The 25396-nt window shown below is 72.6% G+C and carries 25 protein-coding genes; 8 read left to right on the top strand and 17 right to left on the bottom strand.

The window, feature by feature from the left end; genetic code table 11:
* Positions 1–134 precede the first annotated feature (134 nt).
* The 4 genes from Q9R28_RS07460 (at position 135) to Q9R28_RS07445 (ending at position 4994) form a co-directional block, all read left to right on the top strand.
* Positions 135–2606 carry a phosphoketolase gene (locus Q9R28_RS07460; protein WP_209684292.1) on the top strand — a complete coding sequence of 824 codons (2472 nt, stop codon included), beginning with the start codon at positions 135–137 and terminating at the stop codon, positions 2604–2606.
* 376 nt (positions 2607–2982) lie between these two features.
* Positions 2983–3666, top strand: a complete 684-nt coding sequence (locus Q9R28_RS07455) for a fumarylacetoacetate hydrolase family protein (protein ID WP_311205791.1) — start codon at positions 2983–2985, stop codon at positions 3664–3666.
* Positions 3667–3844: 178 nt separating this feature from the next.
* Positions 3845–4810 (top strand): sugar phosphate isomerase/epimerase family protein, encoded by a 966-nt coding sequence (locus Q9R28_RS07450; RefSeq protein WP_311205790.1) that lies wholly within the window; start codon positions 3845–3847, stop codon positions 4808–4810.
* A gap of 10 nt (positions 4811–4820) precedes the next feature.
* Complete coding sequence (locus Q9R28_RS07445; RefSeq protein WP_158407720.1) at positions 4821–4994, top strand: hypothetical protein; 174 nt, start codon at positions 4821–4823, stop codon at positions 4992–4994.
* Positions 4995–5300: 306 nt separating this feature from the next.
* On the opposite strand, the gene Q9R28_RS07440 is transcribed toward Q9R28_RS07445, so the two are convergent.
* The 3 genes from Q9R28_RS07440 to Q9R28_RS07430 form a co-directional block, all read right to left on the bottom strand.
* On the bottom strand, positions 5301–7829 hold the full coding sequence (locus Q9R28_RS07440) for an ATP-dependent DNA ligase (protein WP_311205789.1): 2529 nt from the start codon (positions 7827–7829) through the stop codon (positions 5301–5303).
* A complete protein-coding gene (locus Q9R28_RS07435; RefSeq protein WP_066651689.1) occupies positions 7826–8716 on the bottom strand; it encodes an SDR family oxidoreductase in 891 nt (296 codons plus the stop codon). The genes Q9R28_RS07440 and Q9R28_RS07435 overlap by 4 nt, the downstream gene beginning before the upstream one ends.
* A 99-nt stretch (positions 8717–8815) precedes the next feature.
* Positions 8816–9370 (bottom strand): hypothetical protein, encoded by a 555-nt coding sequence (locus Q9R28_RS07430; RefSeq protein ID WP_311205788.1) that lies wholly within the window; start codon positions 9368–9370, stop codon positions 8816–8818.
* Positions 9371–9462: 92 nt separating this feature from the next.
* Here Q9R28_RS07430 and Q9R28_RS07425 point away from each other — a divergent pair, with 92 nt between their 5' ends.
* Positions 9463–10548, top strand: a complete 1086-nt coding sequence (locus tag Q9R28_RS07425) for a Ku protein (protein ID WP_311205787.1) — start codon at positions 9463–9465, stop codon at positions 10546–10548.
* On the opposite strand, the gene Q9R28_RS07420 is transcribed toward Q9R28_RS07425, so the two are convergent.
* Complete coding sequence (locus Q9R28_RS07420; protein WP_311205786.1) at positions 10545–11045, bottom strand: DUF6328 family protein; 501 nt, start codon at positions 11043–11045, stop codon at positions 10545–10547. The two genes, Q9R28_RS07425 and Q9R28_RS07420, sit on opposite strands and share 4 nt — an antisense overlap.
* A gap of 71 nt (positions 11046–11116) precedes the next feature.
* Between Q9R28_RS07420 and Q9R28_RS07415 the strand changes: the two genes are divergently transcribed.
* Entirely contained in the window at positions 11117–11731 is a 615-nt protein-coding gene (locus tag Q9R28_RS07415) for an antibiotic biosynthesis monooxygenase (RefSeq protein WP_066651677.1), read from the top strand.
* 37 nt (positions 11732–11768) lie between these two features.
* Here Q9R28_RS07415 and Q9R28_RS07410 read toward each other — a convergent pair whose 3' ends face one another.
* The 4 genes from Q9R28_RS07410 to Q9R28_RS07395 all read right to left on the bottom strand — a co-directional run bounded on the left by Q9R28_RS07410 (position 11769) and on the right by Q9R28_RS07395 (position 16139).
* The gene (locus Q9R28_RS07410) at positions 11769–12704 is read right to left on the bottom strand and encodes a Ppx/GppA phosphatase family protein (RefSeq protein ID WP_066651676.1); all 936 of its coding nucleotides are present in this window, start codon (positions 12702–12704) and stop codon (positions 11769–11771) included.
* 137 nt (positions 12705–12841) lie between these two features.
* Positions 12842–13699: a ribokinase gene (locus Q9R28_RS07405; RefSeq protein ID WP_311205785.1), complete on the bottom strand. Its 858-nt coding sequence runs from the start codon at positions 13697–13699 to the stop codon at positions 12842–12844.
* Entirely contained in the window at positions 13696–15114 is a 1419-nt protein-coding gene (locus tag Q9R28_RS07400; protein WP_311205845.1) for an MFS transporter, read from the bottom strand. Before Q9R28_RS07400 ends, Q9R28_RS07405 begins: the two co-directional genes overlap by 4 nt.
* Positions 15111–16139 (bottom strand): nucleoside hydrolase, encoded by a 1029-nt coding sequence (locus tag Q9R28_RS07395; protein WP_066651673.1) that lies wholly within the window; start codon positions 16137–16139, stop codon positions 15111–15113. Before Q9R28_RS07395 ends, Q9R28_RS07400 begins: the two co-directional genes overlap by 4 nt.
* Positions 16140–16371: 232 nt before the next feature.
* Between Q9R28_RS07395 and Q9R28_RS07390 the strand changes: the two genes are divergently transcribed.
* Positions 16372–17379 carry a LacI family DNA-binding transcriptional regulator gene (locus Q9R28_RS07390; protein ID WP_307810405.1) on the top strand — a complete coding sequence of 336 codons (1008 nt, stop codon included), beginning with the start codon at positions 16372–16374 and terminating at the stop codon, positions 17377–17379.
* A 322-nt stretch (positions 17380–17701) separates the two neighbouring features.
* Here Q9R28_RS07390 and Q9R28_RS07385 read toward each other — a convergent pair whose 3' ends face one another.
* The 9 genes from Q9R28_RS07385 to Q9R28_RS07345 form a co-directional block, all read right to left on the bottom strand.
* On the bottom strand, positions 17702–19411 hold the full coding sequence (locus Q9R28_RS07385; protein ID WP_311205784.1) for an MDR family MFS transporter: 1710 nt from the start codon (positions 19409–19411) through the stop codon (positions 17702–17704).
* Positions 19408–20031 carry a TetR/AcrR family transcriptional regulator gene (locus Q9R28_RS07380; RefSeq protein WP_235426427.1) on the bottom strand — a complete coding sequence of 208 codons (624 nt, stop codon included), beginning with the start codon at positions 20029–20031 and terminating at the stop codon, positions 19408–19410. The genes Q9R28_RS07385 and Q9R28_RS07380 overlap by 4 nt, the downstream gene beginning before the upstream one ends.
* A 47-nt stretch (positions 20032–20078) precedes the next feature.
* Positions 20079–20561 (bottom strand): GNAT family N-acetyltransferase, encoded by a 483-nt coding sequence (locus Q9R28_RS07375; protein WP_235426426.1) that lies wholly within the window; start codon positions 20559–20561, stop codon positions 20079–20081.
* A gap of 33 nt (positions 20562–20594) precedes the next feature.
* A complete protein-coding gene (locus tag Q9R28_RS07370; RefSeq protein ID WP_251159970.1) occupies positions 20595–21275 on the bottom strand; it encodes an HAD family hydrolase in 681 nt (226 codons plus the stop codon).
* Between the two features lie 48 nt (positions 21276–21323).
* The gene (locus tag Q9R28_RS07365; RefSeq protein WP_251159971.1) at positions 21324–21965 is read right to left on the bottom strand and encodes an MBL fold metallo-hydrolase; all 642 of its coding nucleotides are present in this window, start codon (positions 21963–21965) and stop codon (positions 21324–21326) included.
* 54 nt (positions 21966–22019) lie between these two features.
* Positions 22020–22445 (bottom strand): MarR family transcriptional regulator, encoded by a 426-nt coding sequence (locus Q9R28_RS07360; RefSeq protein WP_311205783.1) that lies wholly within the window; start codon positions 22443–22445, stop codon positions 22020–22022.
* 79 nt (positions 22446–22524) lie between these two features.
* Positions 22525–23097, bottom strand: a complete 573-nt coding sequence (locus tag Q9R28_RS07355; RefSeq protein ID WP_311205782.1) for a DUF3618 domain-containing protein — start codon at positions 23095–23097, stop codon at positions 22525–22527.
* Positions 23094–23537, bottom strand: a complete 444-nt coding sequence (locus tag Q9R28_RS07350; RefSeq protein ID WP_066651661.1) for a phage holin family protein — start codon at positions 23535–23537, stop codon at positions 23094–23096. The genes Q9R28_RS07355 and Q9R28_RS07350 overlap by 4 nt, the downstream gene beginning before the upstream one ends.
* Entirely contained in the window at positions 23534–24424 is an 891-nt protein-coding gene (locus Q9R28_RS07345) for a hypothetical protein (RefSeq protein ID WP_311205781.1), read from the bottom strand. Before Q9R28_RS07345 ends, Q9R28_RS07350 begins: the two co-directional genes overlap by 4 nt.
* Positions 24425–24623: 199 nt before the next feature.
* Here Q9R28_RS07345 and Q9R28_RS07340 point away from each other — a divergent pair, with 199 nt between their 5' ends.
* Positions 24624–25388: a glycosyltransferase family 2 protein gene (locus Q9R28_RS07340; RefSeq protein ID WP_311205780.1), complete on the top strand. Its 765-nt coding sequence runs from the start codon at positions 24624–24626 to the stop codon at positions 25386–25388.
* The last annotated feature ends 8 nt before the right edge of the window (positions 25389–25396 follow it).

Raw genomic sequence — 25396 nt, 5'->3', positions numbered from 1 at the left:
GGAGAACCAGCTACTTGCGGCTGGTGAGCGCTCCGGGTGTTTCCCGGCTGATGCAAGGGATTCGGGGCCCTCGCCCGATCGGATTGGACGAAGTTCCTGGGGAACTCCGGCCCCCTGCTCCGTAGCGTGGAGACATGGCCCCCGTACACATCCCGAGCACCGACCGGATCCGGGCGATCGACGCCTGGTGGCGCGCCGCGAACTACCTCACCGTCGGGCAGATCTACCTCCTCGACAACCCGCTGCTCACCCGTCCCATCGACCCGGACGACGTGAAGCCGCGCCTGCTCGGGCACTGGGGCACCTCCCCCGCGCTGAACCTCGTCTACGCGCACTGCAACGCGCTCATCGCCGAGACCGACCGCGACCTCCTCTACGTGTGCGGGCCCGGGCACGGTGGCCCCGCGATGAACGCGAACGCCTGGCTCGAGGGGACCTGGGGCGAGCTGTACCCGGACATCACGCCGGACCCCGAGGGGCTCCGGAAGTTCTTCAAGCAGTTCTCGTTCCCGGGCGGCATCCCGTCCCACGCCGCCCCGGAGACGCCCGGATCCATCCACGAGGGCGGCGAGCTCGGCTACTCGCTCGCGCACGCGTACGGCGCGGCGCTCGACAACCCGGACCTCGTCGTGGCGTGCGTCGTCGGTGACGGCGAGGCCGAGACCGGTCCCCTGTCCGGCTCCTGGCAGGCGCACACCTTCCTCGACCCGGTGTCCGACGGAGCCGTGCTGCCGATCCTCAACCTCAACGGCTGGAAGATCGCGAACCCGACCGTCCTCGCGCGCATCCCCGACGAGGACCTCACCGCGTACTTCCGTGGCCTCGGGTACGAGCCGATCGTCGTCGACTCCGCACGCGTGGACCACGACCCGTTCGCGGTGCACGCGCTGTTCGACGGTGCCCTCCGCCGCGCGCTCGCGAGCATCGACGACATCCAGGCCGCCGCTCGGGCCCAGGCCGAACGGGCCGCAGCCGGACAGCCGGCAGGCGCAGCCGACCTGCGTCCGCGCTGGCCGATGATCGTGCTCCGTACCCCGAAGGGCTGGACCGGCCCGCAGGAGGTCGACGGCGAGCGCGTCGAGGGCACCTTCCGCGCCCACCAGGTCCCGCTGCCGGCCGTGCGCGAGGACGCCGGACACCGCGAGCAGCTCGAGGAGTGGATGCGGAGCTACCGCCCGGACGAGCTGTTCGACGCCGACGGCCAGCCGACCGGGATCCTCACGACCATCCGGCCGCAGGGCGACCTCCGCATGAGCGCCACGCCGCACGCCAACGGCGGGCGCATCCGCACCGCGCTCGACCGTCCGCCGCTCGAGCCGTACGCGGTCCCCGTCGGCGAGGACGCCAGCTCGACCGCGACCCTCGGGCCGTGGCTCGCTGAGCTGACCTCGCGGAACGGGTCGTCCTTCCGCCTGTTCGGTCCCGACGAGACGGTGTCGAACAAGCTCGACGCCGTGTTCGACGTGACCTCCCGGGTGTGGCGTGCCCGTCGCGCGGCCGGTGACGAGCACCTCGGCGCTCGTGGCCGGGTCATCGAGGTCCTGTCGGAGCACCTGCTCGAGGGGATGCTCGAGGGCTACGTGCTCACCGGCCGCCACGGACTGCTCAACACCTACGAGGCGTTCGCGCACATCATCGACTCGATGGTCGGGCAGTACGCGAAGTGGCTCGAGTCGTCGACCGACATCGACTGGCGCGCGCCCGTGTCGAACCTGTCGATCCTGCTGTCGTCGCACGTGTGGCGGCAGGACCACAACGGCTTCTCGCACCAGGACCCGGGCTTCCTCGACGTCGTCGCCTCGAAGCAGCAGGACCTCGTGCGCATCAAGCTCCCGGCGGACGCGAACACCCTGCTCGCCGTGGCAGCGCACGCGTTCGAGACCACGGACCGCATCGAGGTGATCGTCGCCGGGAAGCACCCCGAGCCGGTCTTCCTGTCCCTCGAGGACGCCGTCGCGCACGCGGCTGCCGGGCTCGGCGTCTGGGACTGGGCCGGCACCGAGCAGACGGTCGGACGCGCCGACGTGCTCCTCGCGAGCGCCGGTGACGTGCCGACGGTCGAGGCCGTCGCCGCCGCGGACATCATCCGGAAGCACGCGCCCGAGGTCGGGGTCCGCTTCGTGAACGTCGTGGACCTGTTGTCCCTCGGCGACCCGCGGAAGCACGAGCACCCGGTCAGCGACGAGCGCTACGACGAGGTCTTCTTGCCCGGCACGCCGACGGTGTTCGCCTTCCACGGCTACCCGTCGCTCGTGCACCAGCTGACGTACCGCCGGAACGGCCACGACGACCTGCACGTGCACGGCTTCCTCGAGCAGGGCACCACCACGTCGCCGTTCGACATGCTCATGCTGAACGAGATGGACCGCTTCTCGCTGGCGCACGACGCACTGTCGCGGGTCGACGCCGACGCGCACGCTGACCTGCTCGCGAAGCTCACCGAGGCGCGGGACGCCGCGCGGACCTTCGCCTACTCGAAGGGCGAGGACCACCCGTCGCTGTCGGGCTGGGAGTTCCGAGGGTGGCCGCAGGACGAGCCGACCGACGGCGGGACCGGGGGCGACCCGGGCGCCGGCGAGACGGAGGGCGCGGCACCCGGCAACTGACGTCCCGCGTCTCCTGCACGCTCCTCCTGCACAGCCTGGAGGCGCTGCGAACCGTCCACAGGACCGGTCACGCCCGTCGCGTGGCCGGTCCTGTGCCGTGAGGCTCGGGGCACGGACGTCGGATGGGTGAGCGCGGTGTCACCGACGAACCCGACGACCTGGTCAAGCGACGGCTCGCCAGGGTCGAGCGCGCTGTCGAGATCCTGCTCGCGGACCCGCACTACGGCCCCCTCGTGGAGCCGGAGGGGCGGCTGGAGTTGCTCGAGGACCTCCGGCAGGAGTCGCGGGAGCGCCAGGAGCGGGCACGCGCGCGGGAGCGGCACGATCTCCACGAGGACGCCTCGCTCGCCGGGAGTCGACGTGCCAGGCTGGGCACGTGCAGGACCTCGTCATCTCCGCTCCGGACCAGCCCACGCTGCCGACCACGGCCGGCGGTCGGTTCCCCGTCCGTCGGGTGTACTGCGTCGGTCGCAACTACGCAGCCCACGCCCGGGAGATGGGCCACGACCCTGACCGCGAGCCGCCGTTCTTCTTCACGAAGCCGGCCAGCGCCCTGGTCACAGACGGCGCCGACACCCCCTACCCGCCGGGTACGGACCGTCTCGAGCACGAGGTCGAACTCGTCGTCGCGCTCGGTCGTGGCGGGTCGGACGTCGCCGTGACGGACGCCCTCGACCTGGTGTGGGGCTACGGCGTGGGCATCGACCTGACGCGTCGCGACGTGCAGGCCGAGGCCAAGCGGCTCGGTCGGCCGTGGGACCTGGCGAAGGGCTTCGACGCCTCGGCCCCGGTCGGGACGCTCGTCCCGGCCGCCGGGGTCGACCCGACCACCGGTGCGATCGGCCTCCGCGTGGACGAAGCACTGCGACAGTCGGGCGACCTGGCCGACCAGGTCTGGTCGGTGGCCGAGACGATCGCCGAGCTCTCGCGGTGGGTGACCCTCGCCCCGGGTGACCTGCTGTTCACCGGGACCCCGGACGGCGTCGGGCCGCTGCAGCGCGGCCAGGTCGTCACCGGCTTCGTCGCCGAGGTCGGAACGGTGACGACCCGTATCGTCTGACCTCCGGGCGCGGTCGGACGGTGCGCGACCACGCACCGCTGGGAACGTCCGCAGGCCCGAGGCGTACACCGGTCGGTGACGCCGGGGGATCATCGGCGCCAGACCACGGGACACCGCGAGCGTGCTCGACGCCGAGCGCGCCGGGGACGGGTGCGTGTCCCGACCGAGGAGGTGCGCCGTGCAGGAACACGACCTGCTCGCGACGTCCTGGACCTGGGCGGGCGACGAGCCGATCGCCGACCGGGTCCGAGCCGTCGGGGATGCCGGGTTCTCCGGCCTGTCACTGTCGCTCGACGACCTCCACGAGGTGCGGGCGACGACCGGGTTCACGGCACTGCGACGTGCCCTCGACCGAGCCGGGATCGTCTGGGTGCAGCTCGGCCCCCTCGACCGCTGGTGGAGCCACGGCGGACGCTCGACGGACGACGAGGCCGACCGTGGGGTCGTGCTCGAAGCGGCAGCGACCCTCGGCGCCTGGCAGGTCGTCGTCCGTGCCGACACCGGTGTCCACCCGGTCACGCCAGCGGCGATGACCGCGGACTTCGTCGACCTCGCCGCGCAGGCCGAGAAGGTCGGTGCCCGCCTGGTCCTCGAACCGGAGCCCTGGTCGAACCTGCCCACCGTCGAGCGGGCATCGCGCTTCGTCGCCGCGGCCGGCCACCCGAACGCCGGGCTGCTCCTGGACGCCATGCACACGCTGCGCGGCGGCTCCACACTCGCCTCGATCGCCCAGGGCGTCGCGCCGGAGGTGCTCGCCGCGGTGGAGCTCAGCGACGGCCTGCTGCACACCCCGTCCGGACTCACCCTCGCCGAGGAGTCCCGCAGTGCCCGACACCTGCCGGGATCGGGCGCATGGGACCTGCCCGGGCTCGTCCGCGTGCTCCGGGGGCTCGGACACGAGGAGCCCTGGGGTGTCGAGGTCCGGACGGCCGCGCACCGGGCGATGCCCCTGGCCGACGCGCTCCGGACCGCAGTGGCCGCGACCCGGGCCGTGCTCGACGCCGCGGACGCCGCGGACGAGCCCGCTGCCCCGGCGATGCCGACCACGCCTGCCCCGACCTCCGCCGTCGACTTCGACGCCGCCGCACCTCCGCTCGATCGACCGGCACCCCGGACCGACGCGGGTACAGGCGCACCCGCGTAGCGTCTTGCGCATGACGGATCACGCAGCAGACGACGACCTCCTCCGGCGCTCGCAGGAGTCCATCGACGAGGCCAAGGCGGCAGCCGCCGAGGTCGACCTGCCCGAGCAGGAGGACCTGATCGACGAGGACCTGCCCGCCGCGGACACCGCGAAGCCCGCCGACGGTCCCGCGCCGGCCGCCTGAACGGGCCCGCCGAGGACCACAGGAGACCGTCCGGGAGCCGAGCTCCCGGACGGTCTCCTCGTGTCCGCAGCGGCTCTGCAGGAAGAAATCCGACGAACGGCGTGACGAACCCCGGAGTCGACCCGTCACACCAGTGGGCCCCGGAACCGTGGGGGTTCCGGACGCCCGGGTTCTGGTGATCCCGGGCCGCGGACGCGCCGTGGTCGGCCACCCCTGATCGCCGACCGCGGTGCACCGGCGGCGGTCCGTGCGTCCCCTGATCCGGCGCACGGACCGCCTTCGCCCGCGATCGCCGAGGCCGACCGGTCAGGACTCGCGGACGACGTCCTCGGGCCCCTTGTCCGGCCGCCACCCGCGCCACGACGGCTGTCGGAGCCGACCGTCCGCCGTCCACTCGGCGAACTCGACCTCACCGACCCGACGAGGTGTGACCCAGTGGGCGTCGCGGGCATCCGGGCGAGGGACCTCGACGAACGGCGAGGTCTTCCGCTCCGTCTTCCCGAGGGCCTCCCCGATCTCGTCCAGGTCGCGGTCGCTGAACCCCGTCCCGACCCTGCCGACGTACTCGAGTCCGTCCGGGCCGGGTACGCCCAACAGCAGCGATCCGACGCCACCGGCCCGGCGCCCCCTGCCGGGTCGCCACCCACCGACGACGACCTCCTGCGTGGCGTGGTGCTTGATCTTCACCCAGGCCTCGGAGCGGCGGCCCTCGGCGTACCGCGACGACCGTTTCTTCGCGACGACGCCCTCGAGCCCCCGCTCACGCGACGCCGCCACGGCGTGGTCCAGGTCACCGTCGACCGCCTGGGGCACCTCGATCACACCGCCCGGTTCGACGACGGTCAGGAGCGCCTCGCGCCGGGCGTCGTAGCCGAGCCGGGTCAGGTCGTGTCCGTCGGCCTCGAGCACGTCGAAGAGCAGCAGGCGCACGGGTGTCCGGCGCCGAGCAGCCTCGACGTCACGAGCCCCGGTCAGTCCCATGCGGTCCTGCAGCAGACCGAACGACGGACGCCCGCGCTCGTCCAGCGCCACGACCTCGCCGTCGAAGACCCCGTCGACCCCGGCCCGCTCGCCCAGCTCCTGCAGCTCCGGGTACTGCGCGGTCAGGTCGTTGTCGTTGCGGCTGCGCAGGGTGACCCGTCCGTCGCGCACGGTCGCCAGGGCACGGACGCCGTCCCACTTCATCTCGAAGGCCCAGGCCGCCGGGTCGAGACGCGGCTCCCCCTGCACGGGGCTCGCGAGCATGGCCCGACGCTCGGCGGGCGGCGTCGTCGCGGGCGCGGCACGGCCGATCCGCTGCCGTTCCGCAGTGCTCGGCGTCGGTGTCGGTGTCCGGGAGGCTCGAGCCGCATCCGCCTCGCCACCCCCGTCGGCGAGACGGTCCGGTTGGTCCTTCGTGCGGTGGATGAGCCAGTTCTGCTCGTCGCCGTCCTTCCCGCGGCCCCGCCCTCGGGTGTGCAGGAGCGCCAGCCGACGGACGCCGTTCGTGCGGCCGTGCAGCGTGACGATCACCTCTTCGCCGTCGCGCCACTTCTCGAGCTCGTAGGTGCCGTCGTCCCAGATCGTGACGGTCCCCCCGCCGTACTCGGCCTGCGGGATCGTCCCCTCGAACGAGCCGTACTCGAGCGGGTGGTCCTCGGTCTGCACCGCCAGGTGGTTCTTCCCGGGGTCGGTCGGCTCGCCCTTCGGCAGCGCCCAGCTCACGAGCACACCCTCGTGCTCGAGCCGGAAGTCGTAGTGGTCCCGGGTCGCGTGGTGCTCCTGGATGACGAACGTCGGCGTGCCGTCCTTCCGCACGGTCGGTGCGCCCTCGGGCACCGGCTCCGGCGTCCGCGACGCATCGCGCTTCGCGCGGTAGGCCGCGAGGCGGTCGCGAGCCGGTTGCTCTGCCTCGTTCGCACGCTGGGTCCGGTCGCCGTCCCAGTGGCCGTGGTCGGTCCTGCCCACCGCCAGCGAGGCGGAGGCGACCGGGTGCAGGAGGTCGCCGTGGGCCTCCAGGCGGTCGAGGACCTCCTCGAACTCCAGCTGGGCGAACCCGCGCTCCTCGAGCTCCCGCCAGGTCCGCGGCGCGGCGACGGTCGGCCGGTCACGGCCGCGCAGGGAGTACGGCGCGATCGTCGTCTTGTTGCCGTTGTTCTGCGACCAGTCGACGAAGACCTTGCCCCGTCGCTCGGCGCGGCTCATCGAGGACAGCACCAGGTCGGGCAGGTCCTGCTCCAACGCCCGGGCGAGCTCGTGCGCGACGTCGGACACCTGTGCGGTCGTGGCACGCCCGTCGAGCGCCGCGTACAGATGGATGCCCTTCGAGCCGCTCGTCACCGGGTACGGGTCGAGCCCCATGCCGTGCAGGATCTCGCGTGCGGCGAGCGCCACCTCGACGCACTCCGGCAGCCCGACACCCTCGCCGGGGTCGAGGTCGAGCACGAGCCGGTCCGGACGTTGCTGCGCGCCGCGGGGACCGAACCGCCACTGCGGGACGTGCAGTTCGAGCGCCGCCTGCTGCGCCGTCCAGACGAGCGTCGGCAGGTCGTCGACGATCGGGTACTCGGTGTCGTGCTCCTTGTGCGCGATCGTGTGGCGACGGACCCAGTCGGGCGCCGAGTCGGGCAGGTTCTTCTCGAAGAAGACCCCGCCGTCCACGCCGTTCGCCCAGCGCTTCCGCGTCACGGGGCGGTCCTTGACGTGCGGGATCATCCACGGCGCCACCCGCTCGTAGTAGGCGATGACCTGGCCCTTGGTCGTCCCGGTCGCCGGGTAGAGCACCTTGTCGGTGTTCGTCAGGGCGATCCGACGGTCGCCGACCGTGACGGTGGTCTTCCGGGCGACGGGGCTCACAGCGCGACCCCGGTCGCTCCCGCCACGGTCAGGGTGCTGCCGGACGTGTACGAGGACTCCGGGCCGGCGAGGTGGACGTAGGCGCTGCCGAGCTCGACGGGCTGCGCCGGACGGCCGAAGGGGGTGTCCTGACCGTAGGCGGCGATCTCGTCACCGGGGTAGCTGATCGGCTGCAGCGGCGTCCACACCGGCCCCGGCACGACGCAGTTCGCCCGGATGCCCTTCGCCGCGAGCTGGCGGGCGAGACCGTTCGTGTAGGTGATGATGGCGGACTTCGTGGCGGCGTAGTCGATCATCCGGTCCTGCGGTTGGTACGCCGAGACGGAGCTCGTGGTGACGATCGCGCTGCCGGGCGCCATGTGCGGGACGGCCGCTCGCACCAGCCAGAACATCGAGTAGAGGTTGACCTTGATGGTGCGGTCGAAGTCCTCGGTCGACTGCTCGGTCACGTCCTCGTGCACCTGCTGGTGTCCGGCGACGAGCACGAGCGCGTCGAGGCCGCCGAGCTCGCTGACGGCGTCGCGCACGAGGGTGTCGCAGAACGCCTCGTCGGTCAGGTCGCCCGGCAGCAGCACGGCCCTGCGCCCGAGGTCGCCGACGACGTCGCGCACCTGTTCCAGGTCCTCGCGTTCCTCGGGCAGGGCGTTCAACGCGACGTCGGCCCCTTCCTTCGCCATCGCGATCGCGGCAGCTCGCCCGATGCCGGAGTCCGCCCCGGTCACGAGCACCCGGTACCCGGGCATCCGCCCCGTCCCGAGGTAGGTCGTCTCGCCGTGGTCGGGCGCCGGGTCCATCGCGCTGGCCAGCCCGGACCCCTGCTGGGTCTGCGGCGGGAACGGCGGCCGGGCGTACTGCGAACGCGGGTCCTGCTTGTCGAGCTGGCTCATGGGCCCATGGTGCTCGCCGTGGCGGCACGACGGTTCAGGACCGGGCTGTTCCGTGGACGGGTCGTCCTGACACAGGAGCTGTGCAGGGACCGGCGGCCGTCAGGCCGTCGTCCGCACCGGGGCGGCGAGCAGCTGCTCCGCGCCGACCCGGTCGCCGCGTCCCTGCACGAGGGTGCCGACCCCGAGTACGGCCCAGACGACCGCGACACCCCAGTCGCCTGCGGTCCCCGACGCCGCGAGGATCGCCCACAGCGCGGCCAGCCCGACGAACACGCACCCGCTGGTGCGTCGCTGCCGGGCGTCCGCCAGCCACCGTTGCACCCGCGGACGCCAGACCGCGTCCGGGACCTCGGCGGGGACGCGTCCGTCGTCCACCCACCGTCGCGTCGCGACGACGGCGGCACGACCGCCCCGTCGCGCCCAGGACCAGACCTGCAGCGCGGGGAGCACGACCGCCAGCGCGAGGCCGAGCACGACGACCGCGACCCAGGGGACCGGTCGCGGTTGCAGCGCGAAGAACACCGCCGGTGCGACCGCCCCGCCGACCGTCAGGGCGACGAGCTGCCACCACCCCGACGCGCCGATCCGATCGTCGTCCGTCGTCGCCGTCGCCGCCGCCTCGCTGGCCGTCGTCGTCTCGTGGTCCCCCGTCACGTGCGGCACGATACGCCCTCCGGTGTCATGCGCGGCTGGCGATCCGCCCGGAACTGAGGGCCCGTCGCCGCACTCGCGGGCATCATGTGCCCATGAGGTCGATCTGGAAGGGCTCCATCGCGTTCGGGCTCGTCAACGTGCCCATCAAGGTGTACGCGGCGACCGAGACCCACGACGTCTCCCTGCACCAGGTGCACGACGAGGACAAGGGCCGCATCCGGTACAAGCGCGTGTGCGAGTTCGGCCACGAGGTCGAGTACGCAGACATCCAGCGCGCATACGACGACGGCGACAAGACCGTCGTGCTGACGTCCGACGACTTCAAGCAGCTCCCCGAGGAGCAGTCGCACGAGATCGAGGTGCTCGAGTTCGTGCCCGTCGACCAGGTCGACCCGATGATGTTCGAGAAGTCGTACTACCTCGAGCCGGACTCCCGCTCGCCGAAGGCCTACGTGCTGCTCCGCGAGACGCTGTCGAAGACCGACCGGCTCGCGATCGTGCAGTTCACCCTGCGGCAGAAGACCCGGCTCGGCGTGCTGCGGGTGAACGAGGACGTCATCCTGCTGCAGGGGCTGCTCTGGGGCGACGAGGTCCGGGCTGCTGACTTCGCGGCCCTCGACGCGTCGGTGAAGGTCAGCGCGAACGAGCTGAAGATGTCGTCCTCGCTCGTCGAGAGCATGTCCGCCGACTTCGACCCGGACCGCTACACGGACTCCTACCAGGAGGAACTGCAGCAGCTCATCGACGCGAAGCTCGAGGCCGGCGACGACGTCGACACCGCGGAGACGTTCGGCGAGCGCTCCGAGGACGAGGAGGACGGCGACGGCGGGGACGTCATCGACCTGATGGCGGCCCTGCGGGCCTCGGTGGACAAGAAGCGGTCCGGCCCGTCGGGGTCGTCGCGGTCCTCGTCACGGTCATCATCACGGTCCGGAGGCTCTGGGTCGCGCTCGTCGTCCGGCGCACGGTCGTCGTCCGGTTCCGCTGGTGCGGACCGGGACGCGCAGGCGGAGAAGGCCCCCACGGAGAAGGCACCGGCCGGGAAGGCACCGGCGAAGAAGACCCCCGCGAAGAAGGCCTCCGCAAAGGAGACCTCCACGAAGAAGGCCCCCGCGAAGGAGACCTCCACGAAGAAGGCCCCCGCGAAGAAGGCCCCCGCGAGGAAGCAGGCCAGCTAGCCGTCGCGTCGGGTCCGGCGGAGCGCGAGCGGGATCGAGACCCAGAGCGCAGCCGTGCCGAGGAACACGACCACCCCGCCGATGATCCCGCCGACGTCCCCGATCACGACGTCGAACACGAACAGCACGGTGCCCGAGAAGAGCAGCGCGCTCGCCGCGAGCGCCGCGATGAGCAGCGCGTTGCCGGCACGCACCAGATCGTGCTTCTGGCGCTGCCGGAACACCAGACGGTGCGCGGAGACAGCGGACAGCGCGACGACCGTGATCACCACGGCGAGCGCGACGAGCACGAGGTAGACGACCTCCTCGCTGGTGCTGAGCATCGTGAACCGCTGCTGGAACGGCAACGTCAGCAGGAACCCGGCCAGGATCTGCGTCCCGGTCTGCACGATCCGGAGCTCCTGCTGGATGTCCGACCAGTTCCGGTCCCAGCGCTCGATCGGGGTCTCGTGCCGCCCGCGTTCGGTGTCCTGTGCTGCACCGCTGACGTCGCTCATGCGCCGAACCTACTGCGCCGGACCCACGGTGCCGTCACGAGCCGGAAACACGACTCCGCGAGACTGTCCGCATGACTCCACAAGAGCCAGGGAGCCTGCAGTCGTCATCCGTGACCGCAGGCCCGCCCGTCACCGTGTCCATCACCCGCCTGGTCGAACCCGACCGCATCCCCGACGCCACCGCGTGGGTGCAGTCCGGCGTCAACCTCGCGAACCGCTACCCGGGCTTCCTCGGCTCCGGGTGGGTCCGGTCGCACGCCACCAGTCGGGAGTGGCACATGCTCTACCGGTTCGCCGACCACGAGCAGCTCGCCACGTGGGAGAACTCCGACGACCGGCTCCGCTGGCTCGACCAGGGGCGTGACCTCGTTGTGGAGTCCCGGGTGGAGAAGCGCACCGGCATCGAGGGCTGGTTCGACGCGCCGCAGGACGCCCCCGCGTCGAGCGCCCCGCCCCGGTGGAAGCAGGCCGTGAGCATCTGGCTCGGGTTCTTCCCGGTCAACCTCGCCTTCACCTACCTGGTCGGCTGGCTCGTCCCGGCGTTCGGGCACCTGGCCGTGCTGCCCCGCGTGCTCGTCACGACGCTCGTGCTCACGCCGATCATGACGTTCTGGGTGCTGCCCGTCGTCACGGGACTGATCCGCCCGTGGCTGCTCGCTCCCCCGCGACCCGCCCGGCAGCGCTAGGCCCCGTCCGAGCCCGACCACCTGGCTGGGCCGGGTCTCATCCGAGCACGGAGAGCTGGTCGAGCCGCTCGAGGATCACGCCCTCGCGCAGCGCCCACGGGCAGATCTCGAGCGCCGGCAGGTCGAAGATGTCCAGGCAGGCCTCGGCGACGAGCGCTCCCGGGACGACCTGGTGCGCCCGGCTCGGCGAGACGCCCGGCAGCTCGGCCAGCTGGTCGAGCGACATCGTCAGGAGTGACGGCAGCCGCTCGCGGAGCACCGTACCGTCGAGGGACCGCGGCACGAGCGGTCCCGCGGCCGAGGGCGCGGCGCCGCAGATCCGGGCGATCGACCGGAAGGTCTTCGAGGTCGCCACCGCCCGGTCGGGCCGCCCGGCGCGCAGCAGCAGTCCGGCGTCGCGGGCGATCGCGACGCGGATCTCGTGGCGGATGCGGCGGACGTCGTCCTCCGAGGGCGTGCCCGCGGCGAAGTACCGGCGCGCGAGTCGGGCTGCTCCGATCGGCATCGACCACGCGACGTCGGGGGCCTCGTCGGCACCACCGGCGATCTCCAGGGAGCCACCGCCGATGTCGAACACCGCGAGGCGTCCGGCGGACCACCCGAACCAGCGTCGGACGGCCAGGAAGGTCAGCCGCGCCTCGTCCTCGCCGGACAGCACCGCGAGCTCGACACCGGTCTCCCGCTCGACGTGCGCGAGCACCTCGTCGGAGTTCACGGCGTCGCGGACGGCCGAGGTCGCGAAGCCGAGCATGTCCTCGCAGCCGCGCTCCTCGGCGACGCGGACGGCGTCGGCGACGAAGGTCGTCAGCGCGTCGACCCCGACCGCGGTCACCGCGCCCGACTCGTCGAGGTGCTCGGCGAGCCGGAGGGCCTGCTTGAACGACGACGCCGGCAGGGGCGCGGCTCCGCCGTGGGCGTCCACCACGAGCAGGTGGCCGGTGTTGGACCCGATGTCGAGGACTCCGACGCGCATGCACCAACGCTAGCGGCCGATGTCCCCCGCAGGACGCAACCCCGGCGACACCTCGCAACGGTACAGCGCTGCGAGCAGCCGCCAGGGTTGCGTTTCGCGGAACGGTCGGGACGGGACGGGCGGACGGGAGGCCCGGGCTACGGCCGCAGGAACGACTCCATGTCCGACGTGGTCGGGTAGGAGGCCTGCGCGCCCGGCTTCGTCGCGGCGTACGCGCCGACGCCGACGGCGAAGCGCGCGGCCTCGAGCAGGGTGTCCCCGGCGTCGAGTCGGAGCGCCACCGCCCCCATGAACGCGTCGCCGCAGCCCGTGGTGTCGACGGGCTCGACCCGGACGGCGTCGACGTCGATTGGCGCGGCATCCCCGTCGTGCACCGTGCAGCCCGCGCCGCCCCGGGTCACGATCGAGCGTGCGACGCCGTGGTCCCCGAGCTCGGCGGCCTCGTGCTCGTTGACCAGCAGCACGTCGGTCAGGTCGAGGAGCTCCTGCGGCACGGCGCCGAACGGCGACAGGTTCGTGAGCACCGTCGCTCCGGCGGCACGACCGGCCCGCGCGGCGGCGAGCACGACGTCGATCGAGACCTCGAGGCAGAGACCGAGCACCCCGGCGCCGTCGAGGGCGTCGGCGGGTACGTCGTCCGGGGTCAGCGTGGCGTTCGCGCCGCCCGAGATCACGATGGTGTTCTCCCCCGCGGCGTCGACCGTGATGACGGCCGTCCCGGTGGCGACGCCCTGCCGGACCGCCACGTGCGTGGTGTCCACGCCGGCCGATGCGACGGACTCGCGCAGCAGTGTGCCGTTCCCGTCGTCGCCGACCGCACCGATCATGCGGACGGTGCCCCCGAGCCTCCCGGCTGCCACCGCCTGGTTGGCGGACTTGCCACCGGGCAGGATCGCGAGGTCGGACCCCTGCAGGGTCTCCCCGGGCTTCGGGAAGCGCTCGGTGCGGACCACCAGGTCCGCGTTGAGGCTGCCCACGACGACGATGCCGCTCATGCGGTGGCTCCTGTCTCGGCCGAGGCCGGGCGCGGGATGAGGAAGGACGTGGCGAGTGCCGCGCAGGTGATCGCGGCACCGAGGAGCATGCCACCGGAGTAGCCGGCGGTGCCCGCTGACCCGCCGGTGCCGAGTGCGATCTGCAGCGCCGGGAGGACCGCGAAGCTGATGCCCGCACCGAGGTTGAACGCGCCCGCGTTGAGGCCCGGCAGGAAGCCGGGGTTCGAGTCCGGCGAGAGCACGATGCCGAGCCCGTTCAGCACGATGTTCGCGATGCCCGCGTAGGTGATGCCGATGAGCACGGTGGCGGCGACGAGCACGGGCAGCGAGTGGACGCCGACGAACGCCATGACGAGCGTCGCGACGATGCTGCCGACGAGGCCGACGCGGAGCACGGCGCGGTAGCCGAGCGTCGGTGCGAGGCGGCCGGAGAAGGGTCCGACGACCCAGCCCACCAGCGCGTACGGCACGAGGAACGCGAGCGATGCGACGTCCGCCTCCATGCCGAAGCCGACCTCGTCGTTCTGGGCCAGGCTCGTGACCAGCCCGTTCACGACGGCGAAGACCCCCGTCATGGTGAGCAGCGTCGTCACGAGGAGCGCCCAGGTCCCGCGACGCCGCAGGTACCGGGTCTCGACGAGCGGCTCGCGGACCCGCGACTCGACCGCCCAGAAGACCGCGAACGCGACCAGGGCGACGACGATCCCGCCGACGACGAGCGCCCGGTCGGCCTGGGCGAGCTTGCCGGCCTCGTTGAAGGCCGTGAGCAGTGCGCCGACGCTGACGACGAGCGGGAGCACGCCCCACCAGTCCATCCGGGTGCCGGCGGACGGCTTCGACTCGACGCCCCACACCGCCACCATGAGCGCGGCGAGGACCGTGACGACCGCGATCACCCAGAAGATGCCGCGGAAGCCGAAGGGGGTGGCGATCCAGCCGCCGGCCAGCGCGTCGACACCGGCGATGCCACCGTTCACGGCGGTGAGCAGGCCGAGGGCTGCGCCGTAGCGCTTGGGGTCGGCGATCTCGTTGCGCAGGATGAGCAGGCCGATCGGGACGACCGGCCCGGTGACGCCCTGGATCATGCGGCCGGCGAAGAGCATCGGCACGTTCACGGCGAGGGCGGCGACCACGCTGCCGACGAGCATCACGAGGAGCATGCCGAGCAGGACCCGCTTGCGGCCGACGATGTCGGACAGCCGGGGCAGGAACAGTGAGAACAGGGCGGCGATCGTGAAGAACAGCGTCTGCGAGAGCCCGATGGTCGCGTCGTCGGTGCGGAGTTCGTCCGCCATCGTCGCGAGCGCCGGGCTGAGCATGCTCGCGTTGAGCTGGAACGCGACGCACGCGGCGAGCAGGGCGGCGGTGAGGGCGCCGATCGACTTCGTCGTCGAGGTGGTGGTCACGGTGCTCAGGCCTCCGGGGTGACGGTGGTGTCGGCGGACTCGACGGCCCGGGCTGCGGCGCGCGGGGACCACCCGGTGTCGGGCGTCTCGCCGATCCGCTCGAGGGCGTCGACGACCAGGTCCCAGAAGCGCCCGTGGTCGAGCTCCATCGCCGCGGACGTGCGGCAGTCCTCGGGCGCGGGACCGCGGAGGTCGGCGACGGTCATGCCGAGCGTGTGGGTGCCCGTCGTCTCGATCGCGATCGGCATCCGCACCGCGCGGACGATCGTCGGGTCGATGACGTACGCGACGGCGCAGGGGTCGTGCACGGGCGGGGCGTCGAACCCCTGGGCGTCCTCGTAGGCCTTGCCGAAGAACTCGAGCAGCTCGCCGACGAACGCTGCGGGCCCGGTGCCGACGGCGGCGATGCGCGCGGCCACCTCGGGGGTGGCGAGTGCCTGGTGGGTCAGGTCGAGCCCGACCATGACGACGTCCCACCCGGCGCGGAACACGATGTCCGCTGCCTCGGGGTCGATGACGATGTTGAACTCGGCGACCGGGCTCCAGTTGCCGACGTGCACGCCGCCGCCCATCAGGACGACCTGCTTGACGCGCTCGACGATGCGCGGTTCCTTGCGGACGGCGAGGGCGATGTTCGTCAGGCCGGCGGTCGGGACGATCGTCACGGTGCCGGGCTCGTGCGCCATCACGGTGTCGATGATGAGGTCGACCGCGTGCCGCTCGTCCAGGCCGAACGACGGCTCGGGGAGCATCGGCCCGTCCAGGCCGCTCTCGCCGTGGATCTCCGGGGCGACCTCGATCTCGCGCAGCAGCGGCCGGTCGGCGCCCGCAGCGAACGGCACGCCCGTGATGCCGGCGATGCGCGCCACGGCGAGGGCGTTGCGGGTGACCTTCGGCAGGGTCTGGTTGCCGACGACGGTGGTGACGGCGAGGAGCTCGATCGTCGGGTTGCCGTGTGCCAGCAGGATGGCGACGGCGTCGTCGTGGCCGGGGTCGCAGTCGAGGATGATCTTCTGCGTCGTTGCATCGGGCACCTTGGGCGCTCCACTTCGTCGGGGATCGGCGTCGGCGGGCCGCTCGCAGCCCGTCGTGTCCGGCAGCGCCGGACGGAGGTGTGTGCTCGACGCGGTGGGGTCCGCACTGTGGAGGAACCAACTCCAGCGCGGCGCGTCAAGCGTTTGACATTCGAACACGTCAAACGCTTGACGTCAACTCCGAGCGATCCTCGTCCGACCGCCTGCCCTCGTCGGTCGGTAGGCTCGTCGGGTGCCCTCCCCCGCCGCTCACGGCCGTCGCGTGACCGCGGCGATGGTGGCCGAACGCGCGGGGACGAGCATCGCGACGGTCTCCCTGGTCGTCAACGGCAAGGAGCGCGGGCGGGTGTCCCCGCCGATCGCGGAGCGGGTGCGCGACGCGGTGGATGCCCTCGGGTACGTCGTCGACCACGCGGCGAGCACCCTCGCCCGCGGCACCGGCGACCTGGTCGTGCTCATCGCACCCGACCTGTCGAACCCGTTCTTCGCCGAGGTGATCCGCGGCGTGCGCGACACGCTCGGCGACCGGTACCAGCTCGTGCTCTCGGTCACCGAGCGCGGCGCACAGCCCACCGCCGCCGACCTCCGGCGCTTCGAGCGGCTGCGGCCGGCGGGGATCCTGGTCGACGCCCCGGCAGCCGGCGAGTCGATGGACGCGAGCGTGCCCGTCGTGCTGCTCGACGCCCCCGACGCCGCCGAGGGCACCACCGCCGTCGACTACGACCTCGCTCCGGGCATCGACGCGCTCGTCGCCCACCTGCGGGACCGCGGACACGACCACGTGGCGTACCTCGACGGCACCGCCCGGGTCGCCACGTTCGGCATCCGCCACCGGATGTTCGACGAGGCCTGCGCCGCCGCCGGGATCACGGTCTCGGAGACCGGTGCCCGCGCGGACCTGACGGTGGACGCCGCCGCGCTGGCGACCGAGCACGTGGTCGAGGCGTGGCACGAGGACGGCGTCACCGCGGTCGTGGCGGCGGCGGACACCCTGGCGTACGGCGTGCTCCGGGTGGCGGGCGCGATGGGGCTCCGGGTCCCCGAGGACCTGGCGGTCGCGGGCTTCGACGACCTGCCCTCGTCGTCGGTCACGGCGCCGGCCCTGACGAGCGTCGCCCTGCCGGGAGCCGAGCTCGGCCGCACCGCCGCCCTGCGCCTGCTCGCGACGATCGACGGCACCGCGGTGGAGCCCGTCGACCTGCCGGCCCGCCTGGTCCCCCGCGCCAGCACCGGCGCCTGACGGCGCCTCCGCACGATCCACCGGACGGGAGGCGCGGGGACCGGCCGGCACCGCGCCTCCCGTCCGACACAGCGCACGTCCGGCGACGCGGCCCCGTTCCGGCGACACGGCCCCGTTCCGGCGGCGAGACGCGGTGTCGGACCGCGAGACGCCGGCGTCTGTCCGGGACGCACCGGAACACGCGAGACGCCCCCGGTTCCGGAGGCGTCTCGCACGCGCGGGGGCGTCTCAGACCGACGCCGGCGTCTCGGCGCACGGAACCCCTGTCACGGACGAGGCGTCTCGCACCGACGCCGGCGTCTCAGCGCACGGAGCGCCCGCGTCAGGCGGAGGCGTCCCGCCCCGACACCGGCGCCTCGCCGCGCTCCGACGCCTGGCCGGGCGACGGAGCCGCGGCCGACCCGGCCGTCCCGGCCCGCTGCGCACGCTCGAGCTCGTCCGCCTCGGCGCCGCCGACCGCCTCGCCACGGGCGACCATGCCGGCCGTGTCCGACAGGCGGATCTGCGGCAGGAACAGTGCGAGCAGGAACGCGATCGCGATGAACGGCAGCAGGTACCAGAACACCGGCGCGAGGGAGTCGGCGTACGCGTTCACGATGCCGTCCTGCACCGCCTCGGGCAGCTTCGCGACGGTGGCCGGGTCGATGCTGCCCGCCGAGGACGCCGCGTCGGTGGCGGACCCGCCGGCCGAGGTGAAGACGTCGGTCAGCGCGCTCGTCAGCCGTGCCGTGAACAGCGCGCCGAAGACGGCGGTGCCCAGTGATGCGCCGACTTCGCGGAAGTAGTTGTTCGTCGACGTGGCGGTCCCCACCTGCTCCGCGGGCACGGCGTTCTGGGCGACGAGGACGACCACCTGCATGATGAGCCCGAGCCCCGCGCCGAACACGAACAGGTAGGCGCAGATGAGCCAGATCGGGGTGTCCGCGGCGAGCTGCGTCATGGCGAGCATGGCCAGTGCGACGAGCACCGTGCCGACGATCGGGAACGCCCGGTAGCGGCCGGTCTTGGTGATGAGGTTGCCGGACGCGATCGACGTGCCGATGAGGCCGACCATCATCGGCAGCATGAGCAGGCCGGACACCGCGGCCGAGGTGCCCGACGCCATCTGCAGGAACGTCGGGACGAACCCGATCGCGGCGAACATGCCGATGCCGAGCACGAGGCCGATGCCCGTCGCGAGCAGGAAGGTGCGGTTGCGGAAGAAGGACATCGGCAGCACCGGGTCCTCGACGCGCGACTCGACGAGCACGAGCAGCGCGGCCGAGACGACGAGTCCGGCGAACCAGGCCCACGTCTCGGGAGCGTCCCAGCCGTGGTCCCTGCTGCCGCCGAACTCGGAGAAGAACACGAGGCAGGTGGTCGCGGCGGACATGAGCACGACGCCGAGCACGTCGATCCGCTTCTCGGCCTTCTTCGTCGGCAGGGTCAGCGCGAACCAGGCGACGAAGAACGCCGCGATGCCGACCGGGATGTTGATGTAGAACGCCCAGTTCCAGGTGAGGTGGTCGACGAAGAACCCGCCGAGCAGCGGGCCGCCGATCGCCGACAGGCCGAAGATCGCGCCGAGCGGGCCGAGGTACTTGCCGCGCTCCGAGGCGGGGACGATGTCCGCGATGATCGCCTGCGACAGGATCATCAGGCCACCGCCGCCCAGGCCCTGCATCGCGCGGAAGACGACGAGCTGCGTGAAGTCGCCCGCGAAGGCGCAGCCGGCGGACGCGATCGTGAACAGGGCGATCGCGACGAGGAACAGGTTGCGACGCCCGAGGACGTCGCCGAACTTGCCGTAGATCGGCATCACGATGGTCGATGCGAGCAGGTAGCCGGTGGTGAGCCAGGCCTGGTGCGCGACGCCGCCGAGTTCACCCACGATGGTGGGCATCGCCGTCGACACGATCGTCTGGTCGAGGCTCGACAGGAGCATGCCGGCGATGAGGGCGGAGAAGATGATCCAGATGCGTCGCTGCGTCAGCAGCAGCGGTCCGTCGGATCCGGGTCGGGCACGCTTCGTGCCCTGCGCGGTGGCGCTCATGCGGTGTGGTCCTGTCCGGTGGTGGTGATGGCCGCCCTGAGCTGGCGGAGGTTGTCGGTGAGCAGCGCGTCGAACGACGGCCCGGTCGACTCGTCGAAGGCGTCGTCGAAGTAGGTGCCGGCGGTGACCTTGAGCAGGCCCGCGGCCGCCTCGGCGACCAGCTGGGCCCGTCGATCGTCCGGGTCGGTCCACCCGAAGCGCTCCCGCACGGCCTGTCCGACCGCGGCGAGCTGGACGTCCGCGGCCGCCAGGAACTTCGCGACCATCAGCGGCTCGGCGTCGAACACCCGACGGACCAGGGCCTCGTCGGCGCGGTCGAGCCCGACGACGTGCATCTGCTCGATCGCGAGCGCGACGATCGACCCGAGCGGGTCGAGGTCCGTCGGCACGAGCGAGCCGTCGGCGTACGCCGCGAGCAGTTCCGACATGGCGCCCTGCTCGATGCCGAGCACGGCGTCGTCCTTCGACGCGAAGTGGTTGAAGAACGTGCGCCGGGAGACGCCGACCGTCTCGCAGAGCTGCTCGATGGTGAAGCCGTGCAGACCGTGCTCGATCGTGGCCCGGCGTGCCTCGACGACCATGCGTCGGCGCAGCGTGCGGGTGCGTTCGGTGGGGCTCACCGAGCAAGAATTGCACTCTGATGCTGAGAGTGCAACAGGAGGACGAGTTACAGCGCCTTCGCGAAGCAGAACGACCAGGGCATGGTCGCGGCGTACGGCTCGTAGACGTCGATCTGCTGCCACCCCGTCTTGCGGTACAGCGCGACGGCCTCGGGCTGCTTGTCGCCGGTCTGCAGGATCACGCGGGACACGCCCTGCTCGCGTGCGACCTGCTCGCCCTCGGTGAGCAGCGCGGTGGCGGCGCCCTTGCCGCGGGCGGCGGCGAGGACGATCAGGCGCTTCAGCTCGACCTCGTCGCCGAGGTGCCGGACGGCGATGTGCCCGAGGGCGGAACCGTCCTCGTCGATCGCGAGCAACGAGGTGATCACGGTCGCCGGGTCGACGGCCAGCACACGGTTCCGCTCGGCGGTGACGGCCGGGTCCTCGTCCGCGTGCCCGTCACCGTAGCGCTCGTGCATCTCGTCGTCCATGGTGGCGCGGAGGGCAACTCCACGAGGGTCGTCCCAGGCAACGCGCTCGATCGTGATCACGATCGTCCATCCTCGCACGCACCGGGGCGGGACTCAGGCCAGCGCGGCGATCGGCCCCTCGCCCGCCCGGAACGCGGCGAGCACGGCGGCTGCGTCGTCGTACACGGCCGCGGCACCGGCCCCGCGGAGTTCGTCGCCGCCGATCCCGCCGGTCATCACACCGACGCAGGGCAGCCCGACCTTCCCCGACGACTCGACGTCCCACATGGCGTCACCGACCATCACCGCGCGATCCGCAGCGACGCCGACCTTGTCGAGCGCGACCTGGATGATCCCGGGGTCCGGCTTCGCCTGCTCCACGTCCTCCGAGCTCGTCTCGGCCGTCACCCACGCGGACGCGTCGAGCAGCTCGCGCAGCACCGACAGCTCCGACTCGGGCGCACTCGTCGCCAGCACGACCGCGTGGCCGGCGTCGGCGACCGCCTCGAGCAGTTCACGCGCCCCGGGCAGCAGCCGCAGCTGCGGCATGTGCTCCGAGTAGTAGGCGGTGTGGAACTGCTTGGCGGTGTCGCGGACCTCGTCGGAGGCGTCGGGCAGCAGCTCCTCGAGCAGGCGCCGGGAGTCCATGCCGATCGCCCGGTGGATCCGCCACGCGTCGACGGACTCGCCGGCGGCTCGGAACGCTCGCCACCATGCGTCGACGTGCGCGTAGTTCGAGTCGGCGAGGGTGCCGTCGATGTCGAAGAGGACGGCGGTCGAGGGAGCATCAGGCATCCGCCCAGCCTGCTCCCACGACCACCGGTTCGACCCAGGGTCGCGCGATCAGACCTCGATCGACGAACCGACGGGCAGGATCGACGCCGGGACGCCACCGAGGCCCTCGGTGCCGAACATCCGGACGTTCATCTCCTGACCGCCCTCGCTGAGGAGCAGCTCGTGGATCTGCACCACGCGCTCCGGTGCGACCGCGCGGACGTAGTCGACACCCTCGCCGGTCTTCGCCCACGGCCCGCTCGTCGGGACGAGCAGGGTCCGGACCGGGACGTCCGGCACGAGGTAGGCGTCGCCCGGGTGGAAGACGGCGTCGTTCACCAGGTAGCCCACGTTCGCGATGGTGGGGATGTCGCGGTGGATGACCGCGTGCTCCTCCCCGAAGACCCGGGCACGGAAGGGCCCGACCTCGACCGTGTCGCCCGCGGCGACCGCGCGGACGCGGCCGTCGTGGTCGCCGAGCTGCTCGACGACCGACGCCGGACCGTGGACGACGACGTCGGCGCTGCGCTCCAGACCCGCACGGATCGCGTCGACGGCGAAGTGGTCGGCGTGCTCGTGCGTGACGAGGACGACCGTGGCCCCGGCGACGAGGTCGGCGGACTCGGGCGTGAACGAGCCCGGGTCGATGACGAGCGAGGCGCCGTCCTGCTCGAGGACGACGGTGGCGTGGTTGTACTTCGTCAGCTGCATGTCGCCAACTGTACAACACTGTTGTACAAATGGGACCGGTTGTCGGAGGGACCCTCAGCCAGCCCGGCGCGCCAGACGCTCGAGGATGTCGGGCAACCGGGCGAGGAGCGCGCGCTCGTCGTCGTCGAGCTCCGCACGCACGGCCGTCGCGAGCCAGTCCGCGCGCCCGTCCATGTCCCGCTGCAGCGCGGCGCGGCCGGCATCGGTGATGCGGATCACCGACGCCCGTCGGTCCGTCTCGGACACGGTCCGCTCGACGTACTCCTGGCTCGTCAGCTCCGCAACGGTCCGGGACTGCCCCTGGTGCTTCACGCCGCGTCGCCGGGCGAGCTCCGCGATCGTCATCGGCCCCTCGCGTCCGAGGAACCCCAGCGTCGTCGAGTGCGCCGGCGGCAGGCTGTCGCCCTCGCGCCGGGCCGCCCGCACGACGCGGCTGATCGACTGGCGCAACTCGGCGGCGAGTTCGTCGATCGGGTCCATGGGCCCCGACGCTACCGCGGAACGGACGGGAGGCCCGTGGCGGCGTCGCCACGGGCCTCCCGTCCGTCACGGGGTGACGTCAGCTGCTGCGCACGTCGTCCGCAGCACCCTTCGCGTGCTCCTGGACGTCGGACGCGGCGCCCTGCGCCTCGTCCTTGACGGTCTGCGCGGCATCCTGCGCGGTCCCCTTGAGGTCCTGCGCGTGCTCCTTCGCCACGTCGCCCAGCTGCGAACTGACGTCCTTCGCCTGGGACTTGACGTCCTCGACGAGGGGCGCCGCCTTGTCCTTGAGCTCACCGGCGAGCTGCTCCTCCTTGTCGGACGTCGGGATGAGCGACGAGGCGAGCCACCCGGCGCCGAACGCGATGAGCCCGACCGCGAGCGGGTTGCCCTTGGCCTTCTCGACACCCTTGTGCGCAACGTCCTTCGCCTGGTCGGCCGTCCCGGACGCCGACCCCGAGACGCTCGAGCCGGCGGAGTGCGCCGAGCCCATCACCGAGTCGCGGACGCCCTGGAAACGGTTCTTCACCCGGTCGGTCTGGCGGTGCGCGATCGACGACGGGTTGACCTTGTCGGCCATGGCGTCGACGTCGGACCCGAGGGCACCGCGGGTGCGCTCGATGTCGGCACGGATCTCTTCTGGGGTGCTCATGGCTTCCTCCCGGTGTTCGGCTTCAGTGCTTCGGGGACTTCCTTGACGGTCTCGACCGTCTGCGGGGCGCCCTGGATCTCCTTGATCTCCTTGCGCCCCCGGACGGCGAGGATCGCGGCGACGATCGCGTAGACCACGGCGATCACGACGGCGGACCACGCGTTGCCGATGAGGTACCCGAGACCCCACCACGCGGCGATCGACAGGAACAACAGGGCGAACAGGGCGGTGAGCCCGGCGCCGCCGAACATGCCGCCGGCCTTGCCCGCCTTCTTGGCGGACTCGGTGAGCTCCGCCTTGGCGAGGGCGACCTCCTGGCGGAACAGCGACGACAGGTCCTTCGACACGTCGGTCAGCAGTTCGCCCAGGGGCGTCGTGGCGGCGCGTTCCTCGGGCGTCGGCTCACCGAGCGGGGTCGCGCCCGGGACCGTGTGGCTCATACGCCGCTCCCCGTGCCGGTCGAGGTCTCGCCGGCCTCCTTCTCGTGCTTGACCTCGGTGGCGAGGGCCTTCGTCAGGCGTCCGGCGAGGATGCCGGCGCCCGCGGCGAGCGCGATGAACGTGCCGGGACGCTTCGCGGCGAAGGACTTCGCCTCGTCGAGGAGCGAGCCGGGGTCGCGGTTCTCGAGGTACCCGGCTGCGGAGCCCGCGCGGTTCGACAGGTCGCGGACGACCTTCGCGGCGATGCCCTGCTCGTCGTCCTTGTCGGCCATGCGGCCGAGCTGCTCGCCGAGGCTGCGGAGCCCTCCGGCGGCGCGCTCCTGCTGCCCGGCCGCCTGCTCCTTGAGCGTGTCGGAGGCCTGGGAGTAGAGCTGCTTGGCGTGGTCGGTCGCCTCGGAGGCGACGTTCGACGCCTGCTCCTTCGCGGTGCCGGCCACGTCCGCGGCCTTGTCCTTCGCGTCGCCGGCGACGTCCTGCGCGGCACCCTTGGCCGCGTCGGCCTTGCCGCCGTCACTGCTGCCGCCGCCGGCACCGGCACCGGTGCTCGAAGCGGCGGCCCCGCCGACGGGCGGGACGAAGCCGGTGGAGGTGCCGGTGCCCGCGCCCGTGCTCGTCGTCGTGGAGTCGTGCAGCGGTGCCGACGCGCCGGCGGCGGACGGCGTCGCCGGGAGCTGCTCGTCGGCGGGCAGCGCGTCGAGCGGCTCGACGTCGTCGAAGCCGTCGGGCCGGAGGACGTCGTCGAAGTCGCGGTCGGTGTCGCGCGGCGCGGGGACGCCGGTGCCGAAGGAGGGCACCGTCACGCCCGGGTGCACCTCGTGTCCCTCGGCAGCCGCGGTGCGGTCGTGGATGGGCGTCCCGGAGTCGTTCCCGGGTGGGTTCGTGGTCATGGTCGGCCTTCCGGTTCGGTCGCGGCGGGTACGGCACCCGTCGCGCTGGCCCCGACCGTGCGCGACCGGCGCTGCGTTGCAGCACAGGAACGTCGATCTGCGCGGTCGGTCCGTCCACGGAACGCGGAGGGGCTGCCGTGGTCGACCGCGGCAGCGGGGCCGACGGTCCGCCCAGCGCGCCTCCGGCAGGATCGGCAGGGTGCAGCAGGTCTCCGTCGTCGTCCCCGTGCTCGACGATGCCGAGCACCTCGCACGCTGCCTGGACGCACTTGCCGCGCAGACGCACCCCGTGCACGAGGTCCTCGTCGTCGACAACGGCAGCACCGACGACAGCGTCGAGGTCGCCCGGGCCGCGGGCGCGACCGTGTTGCACGAACCCGTACGAGGCATCGCCTCGGCCTCGGCCCGTGGGTACGACCGCGCCTCGGGGGACGTCATCGCGCGGCTCGACGCCGACTCGGTGCCGCCGCCGGGATGGATTGCCGAGTCGGTGCGCCTGCTCGAACGGCCGGGCGTCGTGGCGGTCACCGGCCCCGGTCGACCGCGCGAGGGCGGCCGGGTCCTGCGCCGCCTGTGGGACGGGCTCTACATGGGTCCGTACTTCGTGCTGATGTGGTCGGCGCTCGGACGTCCTCCGCTGTTCGGCTCGGCGATGGCGATGCATCGTGCCACGTGGCTCGCGGCTCGTTGCCGGGCACACCGTGACGACCCGGAGGTGCACGACGACGTCGACCTCTCGATGCAGCTCGACCCCGCCTGGCGCGTCCTGGTCGATCGTGCGCTGACCGTCGAGGTGTCCGCGAGGCCGTTGTCCGGTGCGGCCTCCGTCGCGCGGCGGACCCGGCGCGCGTTCCACACCTTCCGGGTCAACGGCCGGCGGGCGAACCCGGTGCGGCGGTGGGCGCGACGGGGCCGCGTGGCGCTCCGGGCACGCGTCCCCGCTCGCTGGACCCTCCGGCGCTGACCGGCGCA

Origin of the sequence: Curtobacterium sp. BRD11 (genome assembly GCF_031844345.1) — a bacterium.
Classification (GTDB): Bacteria; Actinomycetota; Actinomycetes; order Actinomycetales; family Microbacteriaceae; genus Curtobacterium.
This window is presented reverse-complemented; position numbering and strand designations above follow the sequence as displayed.

What these genes read in the sequence shown, in the direction of transcription:
- Q9R28_RS07460 (WP_209684292.1), top strand. Translation starts at nt 135, where the DNA reads ATGGCCCCCGTACACATCCCGAGCACCGACCGGATCCGGGCGATCGAC.
- Q9R28_RS07445 (WP_158407720.1), top strand. Translation starts at nt 4,821, where the DNA reads ATGACGGATCACGCAGCAGACGACGACCTCCTCCGGCGCTCGCAGGAG.
- Q9R28_RS07435 (WP_066651689.1), bottom strand. Translation starts at nt 8,716, where the DNA reads ATGAGCCAGCTCGACAAGCAGGACCCGCGTTCGCAGTACGCCCGGCCG.
- Q9R28_RS07425 (WP_311205787.1), top strand. Translation starts at nt 9,463, where the DNA reads ATGAGGTCGATCTGGAAGGGCTCCATCGCGTTCGGGCTCGTCAACGTG.
- Q9R28_RS07420 (WP_311205786.1), bottom strand. Translation starts at nt 11,045, where the DNA reads ATGAGCGACGTCAGCGGTGCAGCACAGGACACCGAACGCGGGCGGCAC.
- Q9R28_RS07415 (WP_066651677.1), top strand. Translation starts at nt 11,117, where the DNA reads ATGACTCCACAAGAGCCAGGGAGCCTGCAGTCGTCATCCGTGACCGCA.
- Q9R28_RS07410 (WP_066651676.1), bottom strand. Translation starts at nt 12,704, where the DNA reads ATGCGCGTCGGAGTCCTCGACATCGGGTCCAACACCGGCCACCTGCTC.
- Q9R28_RS07405 (WP_311205785.1), bottom strand. Translation starts at nt 13,699, where the DNA reads ATGAGCGGCATCGTCGTCGTGGGCAGCCTCAACGCGGACCTGGTGGTC.
- Q9R28_RS07385 (WP_311205784.1), bottom strand. Translation starts at nt 19,411, where the DNA reads ATGAGCGCCACCGCGCAGGGCACGAAGCGTGCCCGACCCGGATCCGAC.
- Q9R28_RS07370 (WP_251159970.1), bottom strand. Translation starts at nt 21,275, where the DNA reads ATGCCTGATGCTCCCTCGACCGCCGTCCTCTTCGACATCGACGGCACC.
- Q9R28_RS07365 (WP_251159971.1), bottom strand. Translation starts at nt 21,965, where the DNA reads ATGCAGCTGACGAAGTACAACCACGCCACCGTCGTCCTCGAGCAGGAC.
- Q9R28_RS07360 (WP_311205783.1), bottom strand. Translation starts at nt 22,445, where the DNA reads ATGGACCCGATCGACGAACTCGCCGCCGAGTTGCGCCAGTCGATCAGC.
- Q9R28_RS07355 (WP_311205782.1), bottom strand. Translation starts at nt 23,097, where the DNA reads ATGAGCACCCCAGAAGAGATCCGTGCCGACATCGAGCGCACCCGCGGT.
- Q9R28_RS07350 (WP_066651661.1), bottom strand. Translation starts at nt 23,537, where the DNA reads ATGAGCCACACGGTCCCGGGCGCGACCCCGCTCGGTGAGCCGACGCCC.
- Q9R28_RS07345 (WP_311205781.1), bottom strand. Translation starts at nt 24,424, where the DNA reads ATGACCACGAACCCACCCGGGAACGACTCCGGGACGCCCATCCACGAC.